Source organism: Allopusillimonas soli, from assembly GCF_004153445.1.
Taxonomy (GTDB): domain Bacteria; phylum Pseudomonadota; class Gammaproteobacteria; order Burkholderiales; family Burkholderiaceae_B; genus Allopusillimonas; species Allopusillimonas soli.
Map to the genome: position 1 here is coordinate 208,767 of NZ_SDQC01000001.1, position 15,081 is coordinate 223,847.

A 15,081-nucleotide genomic window follows, 5' to 3' on the forward strand; every position below is an offset into this window, starting at 1 on the left:
CTATAGAACAAAGTCAAAGGGGATGTCGGCCATGGCCCGATAGGCAATGCCGTTTTCGGTGTAGGGGCGGAAGCGCGCGGATCGTGCAGCGTCGAGCGCGGCATCGTCGAGCCGGTGATAGCCGGACGACTTCTGGATGGTGGCCTTCAGCACCGTACCCTGCGGAGAGATCAGCACCCGCACCACGACACGCCCTTCTTCTCCACGCCTTTCGGAAGCGCGCGGATAAACGGGCATGGGACGCCGGCCAAGGTAATCGACCTTGCCGATGAGACGCGGCCGATCGGGATCCACCGGCTTCGGCGGCGCCTGGGGAACCGGAGCCGTGGCTTGCCCCGCCGGCGCCTGCGCAACCGGCTTGGGCTGAGGCTTGGGCTGAGGCTTGGGCTTGGGTTTTGGCTCGGGCTTGGGTTTGGGTTTGGGTTCTGGCTTGGGTTTGGGCGGCGGTGGCGGCGGCGTGATGGCCTCGGGTTCAGGCTCCTCTACAACAGGCTCGGGCTCTGGCTCGGGTTCGACGACGGGCTCGGGTTCCGGTTCGATAACGGGTTCGGGCTCCTCGACGACGGGCTCAGGCTCCGGCTCGGGTTCAGGCTCGACAACAGGCTCGGGAACGGGTTCTTCAACTGGCGCCGCATCGATGATTTCGTCGGAGATCTCCACGAAACGAACATCGACAGTCTCGTCCATTTCCATTTGAGGCTTGGGAGGCGGTGAGGCGATGATGGCGGCCAGTACGGCAAGGTGTACACCGAGCGCGCCAATAGCACCGGCCACTTTGGTTAGGGTATGGCGAGGTGTGGCCTGGGCTTGAAAACGCGACATGATCCAGCGCAAAGAATTAGGGTTGCACAGCAACCCAACACACCGGATTACTGCGATCCAACTGCGGAATAGTAGCATGAATGCGAACCATTCGCAATAAAGTAACAAGGCGTACTAGATCGTAGACGAATGCGCGCTTACCCTCATTCAAGTTTCAAACTCAAAACAGTAAGCTGGAGTACTCCAGCCTACAAGGACCCGCGCATGACGACAGTGCACACGCCCCGTCCAGACGGCGCACGCTGGAGCACGATCACCTCCGACGATGTCGATGATCATGCCCACAACCTCAGCCGCTGGGAGCAGGACTACAATCAATTTTCCGCTGGCGCCTTCTCCGGCCGGATCACGCAGCTGTGGCTGCCCCACACTCAGCTTTTCCTGGAGTCCACCAGCCAGGTGCTGCATCAATCGTGCGCGGCATGGCGCGATGCGCTGTGGTTCGGCATTCCGGTATCCGATACGGCGGGCGGCAGGCAGGCACGCCTGGCGACCCGGCACATCCCGTCCAACGGCCTCGCGCTGCAGCGGGGCGGCGCGCAGTTCGAGCTTTTCACGCCCGCCGACTTCGACATCATAGGCATCGTGATCCAGGAGCGTCTGCTTGCACGCTATCTTCAGGACGTCGAGCACCTCGACAGTCATGACATGCTGAAACGCCAGGGAATACTGGTCGTCGACCCGCTTGCGAAGGCAGACGTCTGCCGGGCGCTGCTGCGCATGCTGCACGCCACGCGCGGCGCGCACGCGCGGCGATCCTATCACAGGCTTGAAGAACGCATCCTGTCCTGCCTCGCGCCGCTGATCGTGCCCGCGGAACCCGAAGCCCACCGGGCGTCGCCCCGGCAGGCGAGGCGGCATCATGTGATCGAACGCGCCCGCGAACTGGTGCTGGCGCTGCCCGCGGAGGATATCAGCATTCCGCAACTGTGCCGGGCGCTGCATGTCAGCCGCCGCACGCTCCAATACTGTTTTCAGGACGTCGTGGGCATGCCTCCCCTGCGCTACCTGCGCATCGTGAAACTGAATCAGGTACGCCGCATGCTGAGGCACAGCGACGGCTGCCACGATCCGGTCACTCAGGCGGCCATGTCCTGGGGCTTTCATCATCTGGGTCAGTTTGCCGCGGACTACCGCCAGATTTTTGGCGAGCTTCCCTCTGAAACCGCCGGTCGCCACGTCAATGACTGATCGCCATGTCCGTCCCGGGCAATGGCCAGGCAGGAAAAAAATGCGCGAAACGGACCTTGCGCCGCAGGACCGGCTTTTTTTTGCCGAAATCCGATAGTCATCCGTCGGCCAAGGATGGAAAGTAGAAGCTGTACCTGTCCCGGCACACCCGGATAGTGCCCGCACACCGCGCCCGGGGTGCTTTTCGCAATCATCGCAAGAGCCTGTCATGCAAGAACGCACAGTCAAGACGACCGAAGATGCCATTGCGCTGGTCCAAGCCAGCGGCCTGACTCATATAAAACTCGGCCTGTCCGACATAGATGGCGTGATGCGCGGCAAGTATATGCGCAAGGATAAATTCCTGAGCGCCCTGCGCGACGGCTTCGTGTTCTGCGATGTTGTCATGGGGTGGGATTCCGAAGACCAGCTGTATGACAACACGGCCTTCACAGGCTGGCACACGGCCTATCCCGACGCGCATGCGCACATCGATCCCGCCAGCTGCCGCCGCCTTCCGCTGGAACACGGACCGAACGGCGAGGAAATGCTGTTCTTCATCGGTGAGTTCGAGGGTTCCGCGGCGCAAGTCTGTCCGCGCCGCTTGCTGCGACGGGTTGTGGACCGCGCGCACGATATGGGTTTCGACGCCTGTGCGGCGCTCGAATATGAATTCTTTGTATTCAATGAAACGCCCCACTCCGCGCGGGAAAAGCATTATCGCAACCTGACGCCCTGGACGCCCGGAAATTTTGGCTATTCCATTCTGCGCAGCACGACCAACTCGGAGTTCTACACCGCGTTGTGCGATCTGACCGAGCGCATGGATCTGCCCATGGAGGGCCTGCATACGGAAACCGGCCCAGGCGTGCTGGAGGCGGCGATTGCTGTGGACCGGATTTCCGACGCGGCCGACAAGGCCTTTCTGTTCAAGACCTTCGTCAAGGCGCTTGCCGAGCGGCATGAACTGATGGCCACGTTCATGGCAAAGTGGTCGCATCTTCACTCCGGCCAGAGTGGGCACATACATCTTTCCCTTATCGACAGGAATACTGGCAGAAATGTGTTTCACGATCCGGAGCAGGCGCATCACATCAGCACGCTGCAGCGGCATTTCATTGCCGGCCAGCAACACTACATGCCTGAGCTCATGGCCATGTACGCGCCCACCATCAACAGCTATACACGGTTGGTGCCCGGTTATTGGGCGCCGCTCGAAGCCAGCCTGGGCATCGAGAACCGCACCACCGCCCTGCGGGTGATCCCCGGTTCCGACAAGTCGCAGCGTGTGGAGATACGTATAGGCTCCGCCGATGCCAATCCCTATATTGCGTTGGCTGCCGGCCTCGGCGCAGGCCTGCTCGGCATTCGCGACAAGCTTGAGCCGGAAGTCATCACCAGCGGGAACGCCTATGCGCAATCGTTTCCCGATCATCTCAAGTTTCCCGCCACGCTCTGGGAAGCGGCCCAGCGGCTGCGGGCCTCTAGCGCGGCGCGCGAACTGTTCGGCGATGCCTTTGTCGAGCACATGGCCAGTACCCGAGAATGGGAGGAACGGAAGTTCCGGGAATATGTCACCGACTGGGAACTGCAACGCTATTTTGAAATCATCTAGCCCGCATCATGAATGAGCTTGTCACGATCAGCCCTGTGGATGGCAGCGTGCTTGTACGCCGCCCCTATGCCAGCGAGCATGAAATCGGCGATATGCTGCGCCGGGCGCGCGCAGCCGGTGCGGAATGGGCCGCCACGCCGCTTGATGCGCGCGTGGCCTGCCTGCATGCCTGCGTGGACGAGGTCGTTCGCCAGACCGGCGCCATGGCCGAATCCATTACCCGTCAGATGGGCCGGCCCATCCGCCACACACCAGGCGAATTGCGCGGCTTCGAAGAGCGAGCCCGTCATATGCTTGGCGCTGCGCCCGAGGCGCTCGCACCCATTGTGCTCGGACCGGCCGATGGCCTCGAACGCTACATGACGCGGGAAGCCGTCGGTACCGTACTGACGATAGCGCCATGGAATTATCCGCTGCTCACCGCCGTCAACAGCATCGTGCCCGCGCTGGCGGCAGGCAACGCCGTGATTCTCAAGCATTCCGATCAGACGCCGCTGTGCGCTGAGCAAATGGCGCAGGCCTTTCTGGATGCAGGCTTGCCACAAGGCGTCTTTCAGTTCGTTCACGGCACGCACGACACCATTCGCCGCATCATCGCCTCTTCCTGCATCGATTATGTTTCCTTCACCGGTTCAGTGCGCGGGGGCGCTGCCATCGAAGCGGCCATGGCGGGACGCTTCATTGGCAGTGGGCTCGAACTTGGCGGCAACGATCCGGCCTATGTACGATCCGACGCCAATCTGGCGCATGCCGTTGAAACCCTTGTCGACGGCGCCTATTTCAATGCGGGGCAGTCCTGCTGCGGCATTCAGCGCATCTATGTCGACGTCTCTGTCCATGACGATTTTGTCGAACAGGCACGTAGGCTGACTCAAGCCTACGTACTCGACAACCCTATGAATCCGGATACAACCCTGGGACCCGTCGTCCGGACTTCCGCCGCTGACGATATCCGCGCCATGGTCGCCAACGCAGAGAACAGGGGCGCGCGCAACCTCATCGATCCGGCGCGGTTCCCGCGCGCCAACGGGCGGGATGCCTATGTTGCGCCCGCGCTGCTGGTCAATGTCGACCACGACATGGAGATCATGAAGGAAGAATGCTTTGGCCCGGTCGTGTGCGTCATGCCGGTACGGTCGGACGAGCAGGCCATCGAGCTGATGAATGACAGCGATTATGGTCTTACGGCGTCCGTCTTCACGCAGGACGCCGATGCAGCCAAGCGCATAGGACGCCGCGTCAGGACTGGAACGTTCTTCATGAATCGCTGCGATTACCTGGATCCCGCACTGGCATGGACCGGCGTCAAACAGACCGGGCACGGCATCTCGCTGTCAGTGCTGGGCTACCACGCTCTGACGCAGGTCAAGTCTTTTCACCTGCGCACGCTTTAATGTCTTTCGCCACGGCAACAGCCGCGATAACCCTATGACAAACCTGCCAAGCACCAACTGGAACTATCCCACCGCCATCAAGGCGGGGCCCGGCCGCCTGCGCGAGCTCCCGCAACACTGTGCACCGCTCGGCATTTCACGCCCTCTTCTTGTTACTGACCCAGGGCTCGCCGATCTACCCATGGTAGAACGCGCCGTCAGCGCGTGCAGAGACGCAGGCCTGCCATGCACCGTATTTTCCGCCATCAAGGGAAACCCCACCGGCGCCAACGTAGAGGCGGGTGTCGAGGCCTATCGTTCAGGTTCGCACGACGGCGTCATCGCGCTGGGAGGCGGCTCGGCGCTGGATGCCGCCAAGGCAGTGGCGCTTATGGCGGGACAAGCGCTGCCGTTATGGGACTTCGAGGACGTGGGCGACAACTATGTGCGTGTGAACACGCAAGGCATGGCGCCGGTCATCGCCATACCGACCACGGCAGGGACCGGTTCGGAAGTGGGCCGTGCATCGGTCATTACCGACGAATCCACACATGTAAAGCGCATCATCTTCCATCCCGCCATGCTGCCCGCGCTGGTGATTCTTGATGCGGAACTCTGCACAGGCCTGCCCCCCCGCCTGACCGCCGCCACGGGCATGGATGCGCTCTCGCACAATATGGAAGCCCTGTGTTCGCCGGTATATCACCCCATGGCGCAAGGCATAGCCCTTGAAGGCATACATCTCATTCACAACTACCTGCCACGCGCGTTTGCCGACGGCAACGATATCGAAGCGCGTCACCACATGCTGGTCGCTTCCTGCATGGGCGCCACCGCCTTTCAGAAAGGGCTGGGCGCCATGCACGCCTTGGCCCACCCTCTGGGCGCGTTGTATGACGCGCACCATGGCACGCTCAATGCCATCCTCATGCCCTACGTGCTGCAGGCGAACCGCAGAGCTATCCAGGCGCCCATTCAATTGCTGTCACGCTATCTGGGATTGGGGGCGCCGCCCGGCCATTTCGACGATGTCATGGCCTGGGTGCTGGCATTACGCGAAAGCCTGGGCATTCCGCATACGCTGCGCGAGATAGGCATCCCCGACACGGACGTCGCGCTTATCGGAAACATGGCGGTGGCCGATGGATCGGCCGCCACCAATCCGATTCGATTCAGCACCGAAGAATATGCCGCCATTCTGCGCGATGCGCTCAATGGCACACTGCAACGCGGATGACGGCACACCATGGCGCGCATCGGCCTGCTCGGCTTTCTGCATGAAACCAACACGTTTGCCGCCGACGCGACGGGGCTTGCACAGTTCGTCGAGGCGGATGCGTGGCCAGGCTTGGTGCGCGGCACGGATCTGCTCGCAGCCACACACGGCATGAACCTGGCTATCAGCGGATTCGTGGCTGCCCTGCATGGCGGCACACACGAATTGGCGCCGCTGCTCTGGTGTTCCGCCAATCCCTCGGGAACGGTGCGGGACACCGCCTTCGAAGACATCACTGCTGCCATGCTCGAGGCAATCGACAATGCCCCGCCGCTGGACGCGCTGTTTCTGGATCTGCATGGCGCCATGGTCACGGAAAGCTTCGACGACGCGGAAGGCGAGCTGCTTGGACGCCTGCGCGAGCGCCTGGGCCCGGACACGCGCATGGTGGCGGCGCTGGACTACCATGCGAACGTCAGCCCCGCCATGGTTGCGCGGGCTGACGCGTTGGTGGCCTATCACAGCTATCCGCATACAGACATGGCCGCTACCGGCGCGCGTGCGGCTCGGATCATGCAGGGGCTGCTTGCGGACCAGCCCTTGCATGCAGCACTGCGGCGTGCGAATTTCCTGATTCCCATGCCATGGCAATCCACGCTGGCGGCGCCCGCAGCCGACCTCGCGCGGCTGGCGCGCTCATTGGAAAGCGACGCGGCGCCCGAGGTGCAGTTCATCCCTGGCTTTCCGCTGAGCGATACGCCCGAAGCCGGACCCTCCGTACTCGCCTATGCCAGCACACGCGAGCTGGCTGAAGCGCAGGCGGATACGCTGTTTGAACAATTGATGGCCGCGCGGCCGGCGTTCCAGGGGCATCTATACGAAATCGAGCAGGCGCTGGCACATGTGCACGGCAATCCCCAGCGGCGCATTATTCTGGCCGACACGCAGGACAACCCGGGCGGTGGCGGCACAGGAGATACCACCGACATACTGCATGCGCTGCTGCGCGCCAACGTACAGGACGCCTGCGCAGGCATATTGTGCGACGCCGCCTTCGTCCGGGCAGCTCACCAGGCGGGCGCCGGGCAACGGCTACAAGCACAATTGGGCGGCCGGCATCTCGGCGGCCCGCCGCTGGAAGGCAGCTTCGAGGTGCTCACCCTGGCCAACGGACAGTTCACTGGAACCGGACCCTTCTATATGGGTTGCCGCATGGATCTGGGCCTCATGGCGCGTGTACGCCTCGGACCGCTGCAGATACTCGTCTCATCAAGAAAACAACAGGCGGCCGACCAGGCCATGTTCCGCCACCTGGCCGTGCAGCCATCTGACTTTCGCGTCCTGGTACTCAAGAGCTCTGTGCACTTCCGCGCGGATTTCGCGACGCTCGCCGATGACATACTGATAGTGCGGGCACCGGGAGAAAACACCTGCGATCTGCATGATCTGCAATTCCGCCGCTTGCGGGCTGGCATGGCTCTGCTGTAGCGTCACTGCGGCAAGGCGGGGCCGCAACAGATGCCGGTTCATCGCCGGGTGCGGAGCGCACCGCGGGTTCACCACAAGGATAATCGTTCCCGGCCGAAAACGGCTGTGTTGGTGGGATTACAATGCCTGTCTGTACTCAGACTCAAGGAACCGCATGTCCTCCCAACAGGTCCTGGCTGGCTTTCATGCCGTGACGGCGCGACTGCGCCATGCGTCCGAAACCATTCAGGAACTCTATATAGAAGCATCCCGGCACGACAAACGCATGCAGGCCTTCGTTCAGCAGGCCCAGGCAGCCGGCATCAAGCCGCGTCCTGTGTCCGCGGAACGCCTGGACGGCATGGCCCGTGGCACACGCCATCAGGGCGTGGTGGCCCTGGCGAACGCGCGCTCCCTGGCGATCGACGTCGACGAGATACTGGACGATCTGGATGACCAAGGGACGCCGGCGCTGCTGCTGCTTCTGGACGGGGTAACCGACCCGCACAATCTTGGCGCATGCCTGCGCACGGCCGATGCGGCGGGCGTGCACGCCGTCATAGCGCCCAAAGACCGCGCCGTGGGCCTGAACCAGACGGTGCAGCGTGTAGCCTGCGGCGCTGCCGACACCGTACCTTACATCATGGTTACCAACCTGGCGCGCACGATGCGCCGGCTAAAGGAGCGCGACATCTGGCTGGTGGGCACCGATGACCAGGCGAATGGCAGCCTGCACCAGATCCACGGCCGGCGGGCCATGGCCTGGGTCATGGGCGCCGAGGGTGAAGGCCTGCGGCGCCTGACGCGCGAGACGTGCGACGAGCTTGTACGCATTCCCATGGTCGGGTCGGTCGAGAGCCTGAACGTCAGCGTGGCCAGCGCGGTGTGTCTGTACGAAACCGTACGCCAACGCCTGGATTGAGCGTTTTGGCACGGCATGCTTCCCTAAACCTGCTTAACTGTTGATTGAATATCATGGCCAAGAACGGCTTTACAACCACCATCGTCCATTCCGACAGACGCTCGGGCATAGAGCACGGCGCCATCCATCAACCCATGCATGCGTCCACCGAATACGCGTTCGCGGACGCGCGCGAACTTGCCGCCGTGTTCCAGGGTAAGGCCGGTTTCACCTATGCCCGTCAAGGCACGCCCACCACTGCCGCGCTCGAGGCCAAGATCACGCAGATGGAAGAAGGCGTCGGCACCGTCACTTTCGCATCCGGCATGGCCGCTTTGGCGGCGACCTTCTTTTCCCTGCTCAAGTCGGGTGATCACCTCATCAGCAGCCAACATATCTTCGGTAACACCAACAGCCTGCTCGGCACGCTGGCGGGCCTGGGCGTCGACATCAGCTTTGTGGATGCCACCGATCTTGCCAGCGTGCAGGCCGCCTGGCGTCCTGACACCCGGATGGTCTTCACGGAGACGCTGGCCAACCCTGGAACCCAGGTGGCGGATCTGGCAGGCATCGGCAACTGGTGCCGCGACAAGGGGCTGGTATATGTCGTCGACAACACGCTGACCTCTCCCCTGCTGTTTAAACCCAAAAGTGCCCATGCCACACTGGTGGTCAACTCACTGTCCAAGCATATCGGCGGCCACGGGAACGGTCTTGGCGGTGCCGTCACGAACACCGGCCTGTTCGATTGGTCTGCATATCCGAACATCGCGGAACCCTATCGCAAGGGCGCGCCGACGGGCTGGGGACTGACGCAGATCAAGAAAAAAGGCCTGCGCGACATGGGCGGCACACTGTCCTCGGACGTTGCCCACCGCCTGGGTGCGGGCGCGGAAACCTTGGTGCTGCGCATGAACCGCATCTGCGCCAATGCCCTGGCGCTGGCCCAGCATCTCGAATCCCATTCCAGGGTCATGCGCGTCCATTACCCTGGGCTGGACAGCCACGCCCAGCATGAACGCGCTGTCGCACTGTTCGGCGCCCGCTTCGGCGGCCTGATGGGCATAGAACTCGACCCGGCTATCGACGTGTTCGACTTTCTCAACCGCTTGCGCGTCCTGGCCCTGGCAACGCATTTGGGCGATAATCGCACGCTGGTGCTGCCCATGGCCCAGACCATCTATTACGAAATGGGGCCGGAGCGCCGAGCTCAGATGGGCATCTCGGATACCTTTCTGCGGGTGTCCATTGGCATAGAGGATATTGAAGATCTGATCGGCGATTTCGATCAGGCGCTGGCCCAGTCCTGACGCTTTCCGCGCGATTAGCACAAAACCCGATTGCTGTGTTGGCAGGCGTCCAATCCTTACAAAAATTGTCCGCGCATGTTGCAGGCATCGAGAAAAGTCAACAAATATGCGGGTTGTGGGGCCTCTTCCTCTTGACACGCCTTTTATTCAAAGGCTTAATACGCGTTAGCCAGCAGGGTGAAAGACCGTACAGGATTGCAACCCTGCTGCGCCTAAATTGTCGCTTGTGGCTATTGCTCGATGTCTGCATCCGGGCAATGTCCGTCAACCAAACACCAGGCCCTTCCCGGGATGGGCTGGGGGAAAATAATTTTTTAGGGGTAATCCTTAATGAACAAAACTGAGCTTATCGAACATATCTCCACCAAGGCTGATCTGTCGAAAGCAGATGCTGGCCGCGCGCTCGAAGCTTTCATTGGTGCCGTGAAGACGACACTGAAGAAAAAGGGTACGGTAACGCTCGTAGGTTTCGGCACGTTCGCCGTGTCGGAGCGCGCTGCTCGCAGTGGCCGCAATCCGCGCACCGGTGAGACCATCAAGATCAAGAAGGCCCGTGTGCCCAAGTTCCGCCCCGGCAAGGCACTCAAGGACGCCGTGAACTAAAATTAGATTACTGGCAGGCCAGGCGTGTACGCAATTGCACCATGCGGTCCGATACGCTATACTCCCGGCCTTGTCACAACGTCAGCAGTAGGTGGCCCGAGCCGTTCAAAGCGGCGGTACAAGCGGGTGCTTAGCTCAGCTGGTAGAGCGGCGCCCTTACAAGGCGTAGGTCGGCGGTTCGAACCCGTCAGCACCCACCACAAATGCTGATATGGAATCTGGCACTTGGCTCGCGCTAAGTGCCATTTTTCTTGCCCTGCGAAAACATGCCGGGAGCGACATCGTTCTTCGAAAAACCAATCGGCGCGCGGCATAAAAAAAGCTGACTGCCTTGCGACAATCAGCTTTTCCGGATTGGTGCCCAGGAGAGGACTCGAACCTCCACACCTTGCGGCACATGGACCTGAACCATGCGCGTCTACCAATTCCGCCACCTGGGCCATAACGTTGTATGCTAACGCTTTACTGCTTAATACGTTTGCGCTACGTCGTTAAGAGGCGCAAAGTATAGCGCATATTTTTTAGAAATGGAAATCACTTTTGGCCAAAAAATCCAAGAAAGATACTGACACGCCTGAGGTCGATGGTGTGCAACCCGAATTGCCGCTTGATTTCGATCCGGATGTGCCAACCCGAGAGGCGATACTCCAGCATTTGCGCAACGCCAACAAGCCCGTGCTGCCCAAGGTCTTGGCCCGCGCGCTGGCTGTGCAGGTCCCCCCTTCGGTCGGCTTTGAACGCCGCCTCAAGGCGATGGAGCGCGATGGCCAGATATTCTTCAACCCCAAGGGCCAGATATTGCTCAATACAAAGCTCGATTTCATTTCGGGTCGGGTGCAGGGCCACAGGGACGGATTCGGCTTTCTGATTCGCGACGATGGAGGTCCCGATCTGTTTCTGCCGCCAAGAGAGATGCTCAAGGTGCTGCATGGCGATCGCGTCCTGGCCAAGCCCGACGGGGAATACCGAGGCAAGCAGGAGGCGGCCATCGTCGAGGTCGTGGAGCGGCATACTAATCGGCTTGTTGGACGATTCCTGAAGGAGCGCGGCGCCTATATCGTGGTGCCCGAAGATCAGCGCATCAAGCATGACATCCTCATTCCGAATGCGGACACGGGCGCCGCCGAGAATGGTCAGGTTGTCTCCGTTGAAATCGTGCGCCAGCCCGCGCGCCATATTCAGCCGCTGGGCCGGGTTGTCGAAGTGCTCGGAGAAATCGACGATCCGGGCATGGAAATCGAGATCGCCGTACGCAAGTTCGATGTGCCCCATGTCTTTTCCGAGGCAGCTCAGGCGCAGGCCAATGCGCTGCCCGCCACGGTGCGCGCCGCCGACACCAAGGGCCGTATTGACCTGCGGGATGTCCCCTTCATCACGATAGACGGCGAGGATGCGCGCGATTTCGACGATGCTGTTTTTTGCATGCCGGTGGATCTGGGAACAGAGAAGCGCCGCCGTCCCGGCTGGCGTCTGCTGGTGGCGATTGCCGACGTCAGCCATTATGTGAAGCCTGGCGACGCGCTGGACGATGACGCCTTCGACCGCGGCACCAGCGTTTATTTCCCACGGCGCGTCATTCCGATGCTGCCCGAAACACTTTCCAACGGCCTCTGTTCACTGAACCCGGAGGTCGACCGGCTGGTGCTCGTTTGCGACATGGTCGTGGCCGCCAACGGCGCCAAGGCCGGACAGATCAGCGCCTACCAGTTCTATAACGCCGTCATCCATTCCCATGCGCGCACCACTTATACCGACGTATGGGCGGCGCTGCAGCAACCCGGCGGTCCGGCGGCTCAGTCCATGCAGCATGTGCTTCCCCATGTGCGCGACCTGTACGATCTGTATCAATTGTTTGCCCAGGCCCGCGTCAAGCGCGGCGCCATCGATTTCGATACGGTCGAGACACGCATCGTTTGCAATCCGCTGGGCAAGATTGAGCGCATCGAGGCATATACCCGCAACGATGCGCACAAGTTGATCGAGGAATGCATGCTTGCAGCCAATACGTGCGCTGCCGAGTTCATGACCCGCAACAAGCGTCTGGGCCTGTATCGCGTGCACGAAGGCCCTACGCCTGAAAAGCTCCAATCCCTGCGCGACTATCTGCGCAATCTTGGCCTGTCACTGGGAGGCGGCGACGATCCGACGACTCAGGACTACGCACAGTTGCTCAAGTCCGCGCGCGGACGCCCTGATTTCGAGATCATCCAGACCATGTGCCTGCGCTCCTTCCAGCAGGCCATATACAGCCCGGAGCAGGTGGGCCACTTCGGGCTGTCCTATGATCACTATGCGCATTTCACTTCACCCATCCGACGATATCCCGATCTGCTAACGCATCGCGTCATCAAAGGCATCCTGGCTGGCAAGCACTATGTGCCTCAACTCGATGATGTGCCCGGCGCGGCCGGCCTGTCCCGCAAAGAACGCGAACTTGATGTGTGGGAGAAGCTCGGTTTGATCCTGTCCGCCCGGGAGCGCCGAGCCGACGATGCATCGCGTGACGTCGAGGCATGGCTCAAGTGCTGGTTCGTGAAGGAACATGTCGGCGAGACATTCAGCGGCCGGGTCACCGGAGTGACCAGCTTCGGGCTTTTCGTTACGCTCGACACATTGTTCGTGGAGGGCTTGGTGCATGTATCGGAACTGGGCTCCGACTACTTCCAGTACAACGAATCCATGAACGAGCTGCGCGGCGAGCGCACCGGGATACGCTACAGGCTCACGGACGCGGTTCAGGTCCAAGTATCCCGCGTTGACCTCGAGGCACGCCGCATCGAGTTCCGCTTGGTCAAGGGCACGGGGTTCAAGGCGCTGAAGGCGGCCATGGATTCCGATGCCGCACCGGCCGCGCGCAAGGTCAAGCGCGCTGCGCCGGCCAAGCCTGCAGACCTGAAGGGTACGTCCAGGCAGCGCCGCGCCGAGGCCAAGCGCAGCGCCAAGGCCGCCAATGCGAGAAGCGCCGGGCGGGGGCGGTCCAACAAGCATTGAGCGCCGCGTCTTTTCTTCAGTCTGAGGCGGTCCGGCCTGGTATGTCCGTCGTGCGCCCGTATTCCACCTGCGTCTTTACATAGAAAACGTCGGCCTCCTCACGGCGGATGGCGCCAAGCAGGTGATCGCAGTTGGCTTCGTCAAGAACCACGACGATCCCGATGGGCTGGTCGGCCAGTTCGAAAAAATGCGCGGAATGAAAGCGGCCGGTGTGGCCGAAGCCCTCTCCCGCGCTGAACATCGTGCCTCCTAGGGCGCCATGCGCCTGAGCCAGGCCAAGCAGCCATTCCGCCATGGTCTCGGACCCATGCCTGCGATCCTGCTGAGTGTAGAAAGTGACCTGGTATCCTTTCATAATGCACCTGTGGAGATTAATGACATGGAGGGTCAGTGCGCTGACCGCATCAGGACGATTGTGCCGATGCCCAGCAGCGTCATGACCAGTGATCCGCCCACATGCAAGGCAATGGAGGTGGCCAGCAAGCCGAAGCGCGCCTGCTGCAACAACATGGCCAGCTCGCTTGAAAATGTGGAGAAGGTGGTCAGTCCACCGCAAAAGCCGGTAATGACAAATAGGCGCCAGTGCGGAGCGAGCCCGGGGTGGCCCGCGAAATAGCTGATGGCCAGGCCAATGATATAGGCGCCCACCAGGTTGGCCACAAGTGTGCCGGGCGGAATGGATGGAAACAGCATATTAAGGAGATTTCCCAGCTCCCAGCGCAGCAGGGCCCCCAGCGCCGCGCCGGCGGAAATGGCGATCAGCGTGCTCAGCATGCGTGGCCTCCGGCTTGTGTTGTTTTTGAGTCTTTCATGTTTGCAAACGGGCAGGTTGAATGGAAGTGCCCGAATCCGCCAGGCGTAAAAAATGCCTACAGCCCCTTGAGGATTCAAGGCCTGTAGGCATCATCATCCGCGAACAGCGCGGCGGTTAGGGAGGGAATGCCATCTCCGCATGTAGGCCCATCATAGCAGCGGCAAAACAGGGAAGGCAAGCACGGCGCATGGGCGACGTCCGAACTTTCCGGCAGACAGGATGCCGGATATTGCGGTATCGTGCAATCGTTCGCTCGTCGCGCAAGCGCCGCTACGCACACGCAGCGGGCAGCTCAACCACCAAGGAGAAAATGCCATGCCGTTCGAAGGAAGCTGCCATTGCGGTGCTGTACAGTTCACAGTCGACGCCGATCCGCCCGCGCAGGCCATCAGTTGCAATTGTTCCCATTGCCGCCGCAAGGGCATGCTGCTGTCGTTCTTTCCCGAGCAGCAATTCACGCTGACTCGAGGCGAGGATGCACTAAGCCGGTATACGTTCAACACGCACAGAATCAAGCATCAGTTCTGCCGGGAATGCGGGACACAGGCATTTGCCCTGGGAGCCGGCCACGACGGCGCGCCCATGCGGGCAGTGAATCTGCGCTGTGTGCCCTCCATTGATCTGGATACCCTGGAAATCAAGCCTTTTGACGGCGCCAGCACCTAAGGCGCATTTACGGTGCCGCCGCGCGACACTGATCTTCGGCAAGTGCGCCGCAAGCCCCCGCCCCAATTCCCGCCCCATTCTCTCCTTGGCGCCATCTTGTTGGCGCCATGCTGCCACTCTTGTTATTGATAAT

The 15,081-nt window shown here is 61.3% G+C and carries 13 protein-coding genes, 2 tRNA genes and 1 riboswitch; of the genes, 11 read left to right on the top strand and 4 right to left on the bottom strand.

Annotated elements, in window-relative coordinates; translation table 11 throughout:
- Complete coding sequence (locus tag ERD78_RS00930; protein ID WP_129967302.1) at positions 1–822, bottom strand: energy transducer TonB; 822 nt, start codon at positions 820–822, stop codon at positions 1–3.
- A gap of 204 nt (positions 823–1,026) precedes the next feature.
- On the opposite strand from ERD78_RS00930, the gene ERD78_RS20080 reads away from it, so the two are divergent.
- The 9 genes from ERD78_RS20080 to ERD78_RS00975 all read left to right on the top strand — a co-directional run bounded on the left by ERD78_RS20080 (position 1,027) and on the right by ERD78_RS00975 (position 10,677).
- Entirely contained in the window at positions 1,027–2,013 is a 987-nt protein-coding gene (locus ERD78_RS20080) for a helix-turn-helix domain-containing protein (RefSeq protein WP_167668803.1), read from the top strand.
- Between the two features lie 208 nt (positions 2,014–2,221).
- Positions 2,222–3,607, top strand: coding sequence for a glutamine synthetase family protein (locus ERD78_RS00940; RefSeq protein WP_129967304.1), 1,386 nt, complete (start codon positions 2,222–2,224; stop codon positions 3,605–3,607).
- A gap of 8 nt (positions 3,608–3,615) precedes the next feature.
- Entirely contained in the window at positions 3,616–5,001 is a 1,386-nt protein-coding gene (locus ERD78_RS00945) for an aldehyde dehydrogenase family protein (RefSeq protein ID WP_218940745.1), read from the top strand.
- A gap of 34 nt (positions 5,002–5,035) precedes the next feature.
- Entirely contained in the window at positions 5,036–6,217 is a 1,182-nt protein-coding gene (locus tag ERD78_RS00950) for an iron-containing alcohol dehydrogenase (protein ID WP_129967306.1), read from the top strand.
- A 9-nt stretch (positions 6,218–6,226) separates the two neighbouring features.
- The gene (locus ERD78_RS00955; protein WP_129967307.1) at positions 6,227–7,684 is read left to right on the top strand and encodes a M81 family metallopeptidase; all 1,458 of its coding nucleotides are present in this window, start codon (positions 6,227–6,229) and stop codon (positions 7,682–7,684) included.
- 154 nt (positions 7,685–7,838) lie between these two features.
- Entirely contained in the window at positions 7,839–8,585 is a 747-nt protein-coding gene (gene rlmB / locus ERD78_RS00960) for a 23S rRNA (guanosine(2251)-2'-O)-methyltransferase RlmB (protein WP_129967308.1), read from the top strand.
- Between the two features lie 53 nt (positions 8,586–8,638).
- On the top strand, positions 8,639–9,874 hold the full coding sequence (locus tag ERD78_RS00965) for a cystathionine gamma-synthase family protein (protein ID WP_129967309.1): 1,236 nt from the start codon (positions 8,639–8,641) through the stop codon (positions 9,872–9,874).
- Positions 9,875–10,204: 330 nt separating this feature from the next.
- Positions 10,205–10,477, top strand: a complete 273-nt coding sequence (locus tag ERD78_RS00970; protein ID WP_129967310.1) for an HU family DNA-binding protein — start codon at positions 10,205–10,207, stop codon at positions 10,475–10,477.
- Positions 10,478–10,601: 124 nt separating this feature from the next.
- Positions 10,602–10,677, top strand: a tRNA-Val gene (locus tag ERD78_RS00975).
- Between the two features lie 155 nt (positions 10,678–10,832).
- Here the strand turns inward: ERD78_RS00975 and ERD78_RS00980 are convergent.
- Positions 10,833–10,917: transfer RNA gene (locus tag ERD78_RS00980), tRNA-Leu, on the bottom strand.
- A 100-nt stretch (positions 10,918–11,017) separates the two neighbouring features.
- On the opposite strand from ERD78_RS00980, the gene rnr reads away from it, so the two are divergent.
- Positions 11,018–13,468 carry a ribonuclease R gene (gene rnr / locus ERD78_RS00985; protein ID WP_129967311.1) on the top strand — a complete coding sequence of 817 codons (2,451 nt, stop codon included), beginning with the start codon at positions 11,018–11,020 and terminating at the stop codon, positions 13,466–13,468.
- Between the two features lie 16 nt (positions 13,469–13,484).
- Here the strand turns inward: rnr and ERD78_RS00990 are convergent, their stop codons facing one another.
- Both ERD78_RS00990 and crcB read right to left on the bottom strand, forming a co-directional pair.
- Positions 13,485–13,823, bottom strand: a complete 339-nt coding sequence (locus tag ERD78_RS00990; protein WP_129967312.1) for a DUF190 domain-containing protein — start codon at positions 13,821–13,823, stop codon at positions 13,485–13,487.
- A 32-nt stretch (positions 13,824–13,855) separates the two neighbouring features.
- Positions 13,856–14,242, bottom strand: coding sequence for a fluoride efflux transporter CrcB (gene crcB / locus ERD78_RS00995; RefSeq protein ID WP_129967313.1), 387 nt, complete (start codon positions 14,240–14,242; stop codon positions 13,856–13,858).
- 116 nt (positions 14,243–14,358) lie between these two features.
- Positions 14,359–14,427: riboswitch (Fluoride riboswitch) on the bottom strand.
- Positions 14,428–14,597: 170 nt separating this feature from the next.
- Here crcB and ERD78_RS01000 point away from each other — a divergent pair.
- A complete protein-coding gene (locus tag ERD78_RS01000) occupies positions 14,598–14,948 on the top strand; it encodes a GFA family protein (RefSeq protein ID WP_129967314.1) in 351 nt (116 codons plus the stop codon).
- Positions 14,949–15,081: the final 133 nt, after the last annotated feature.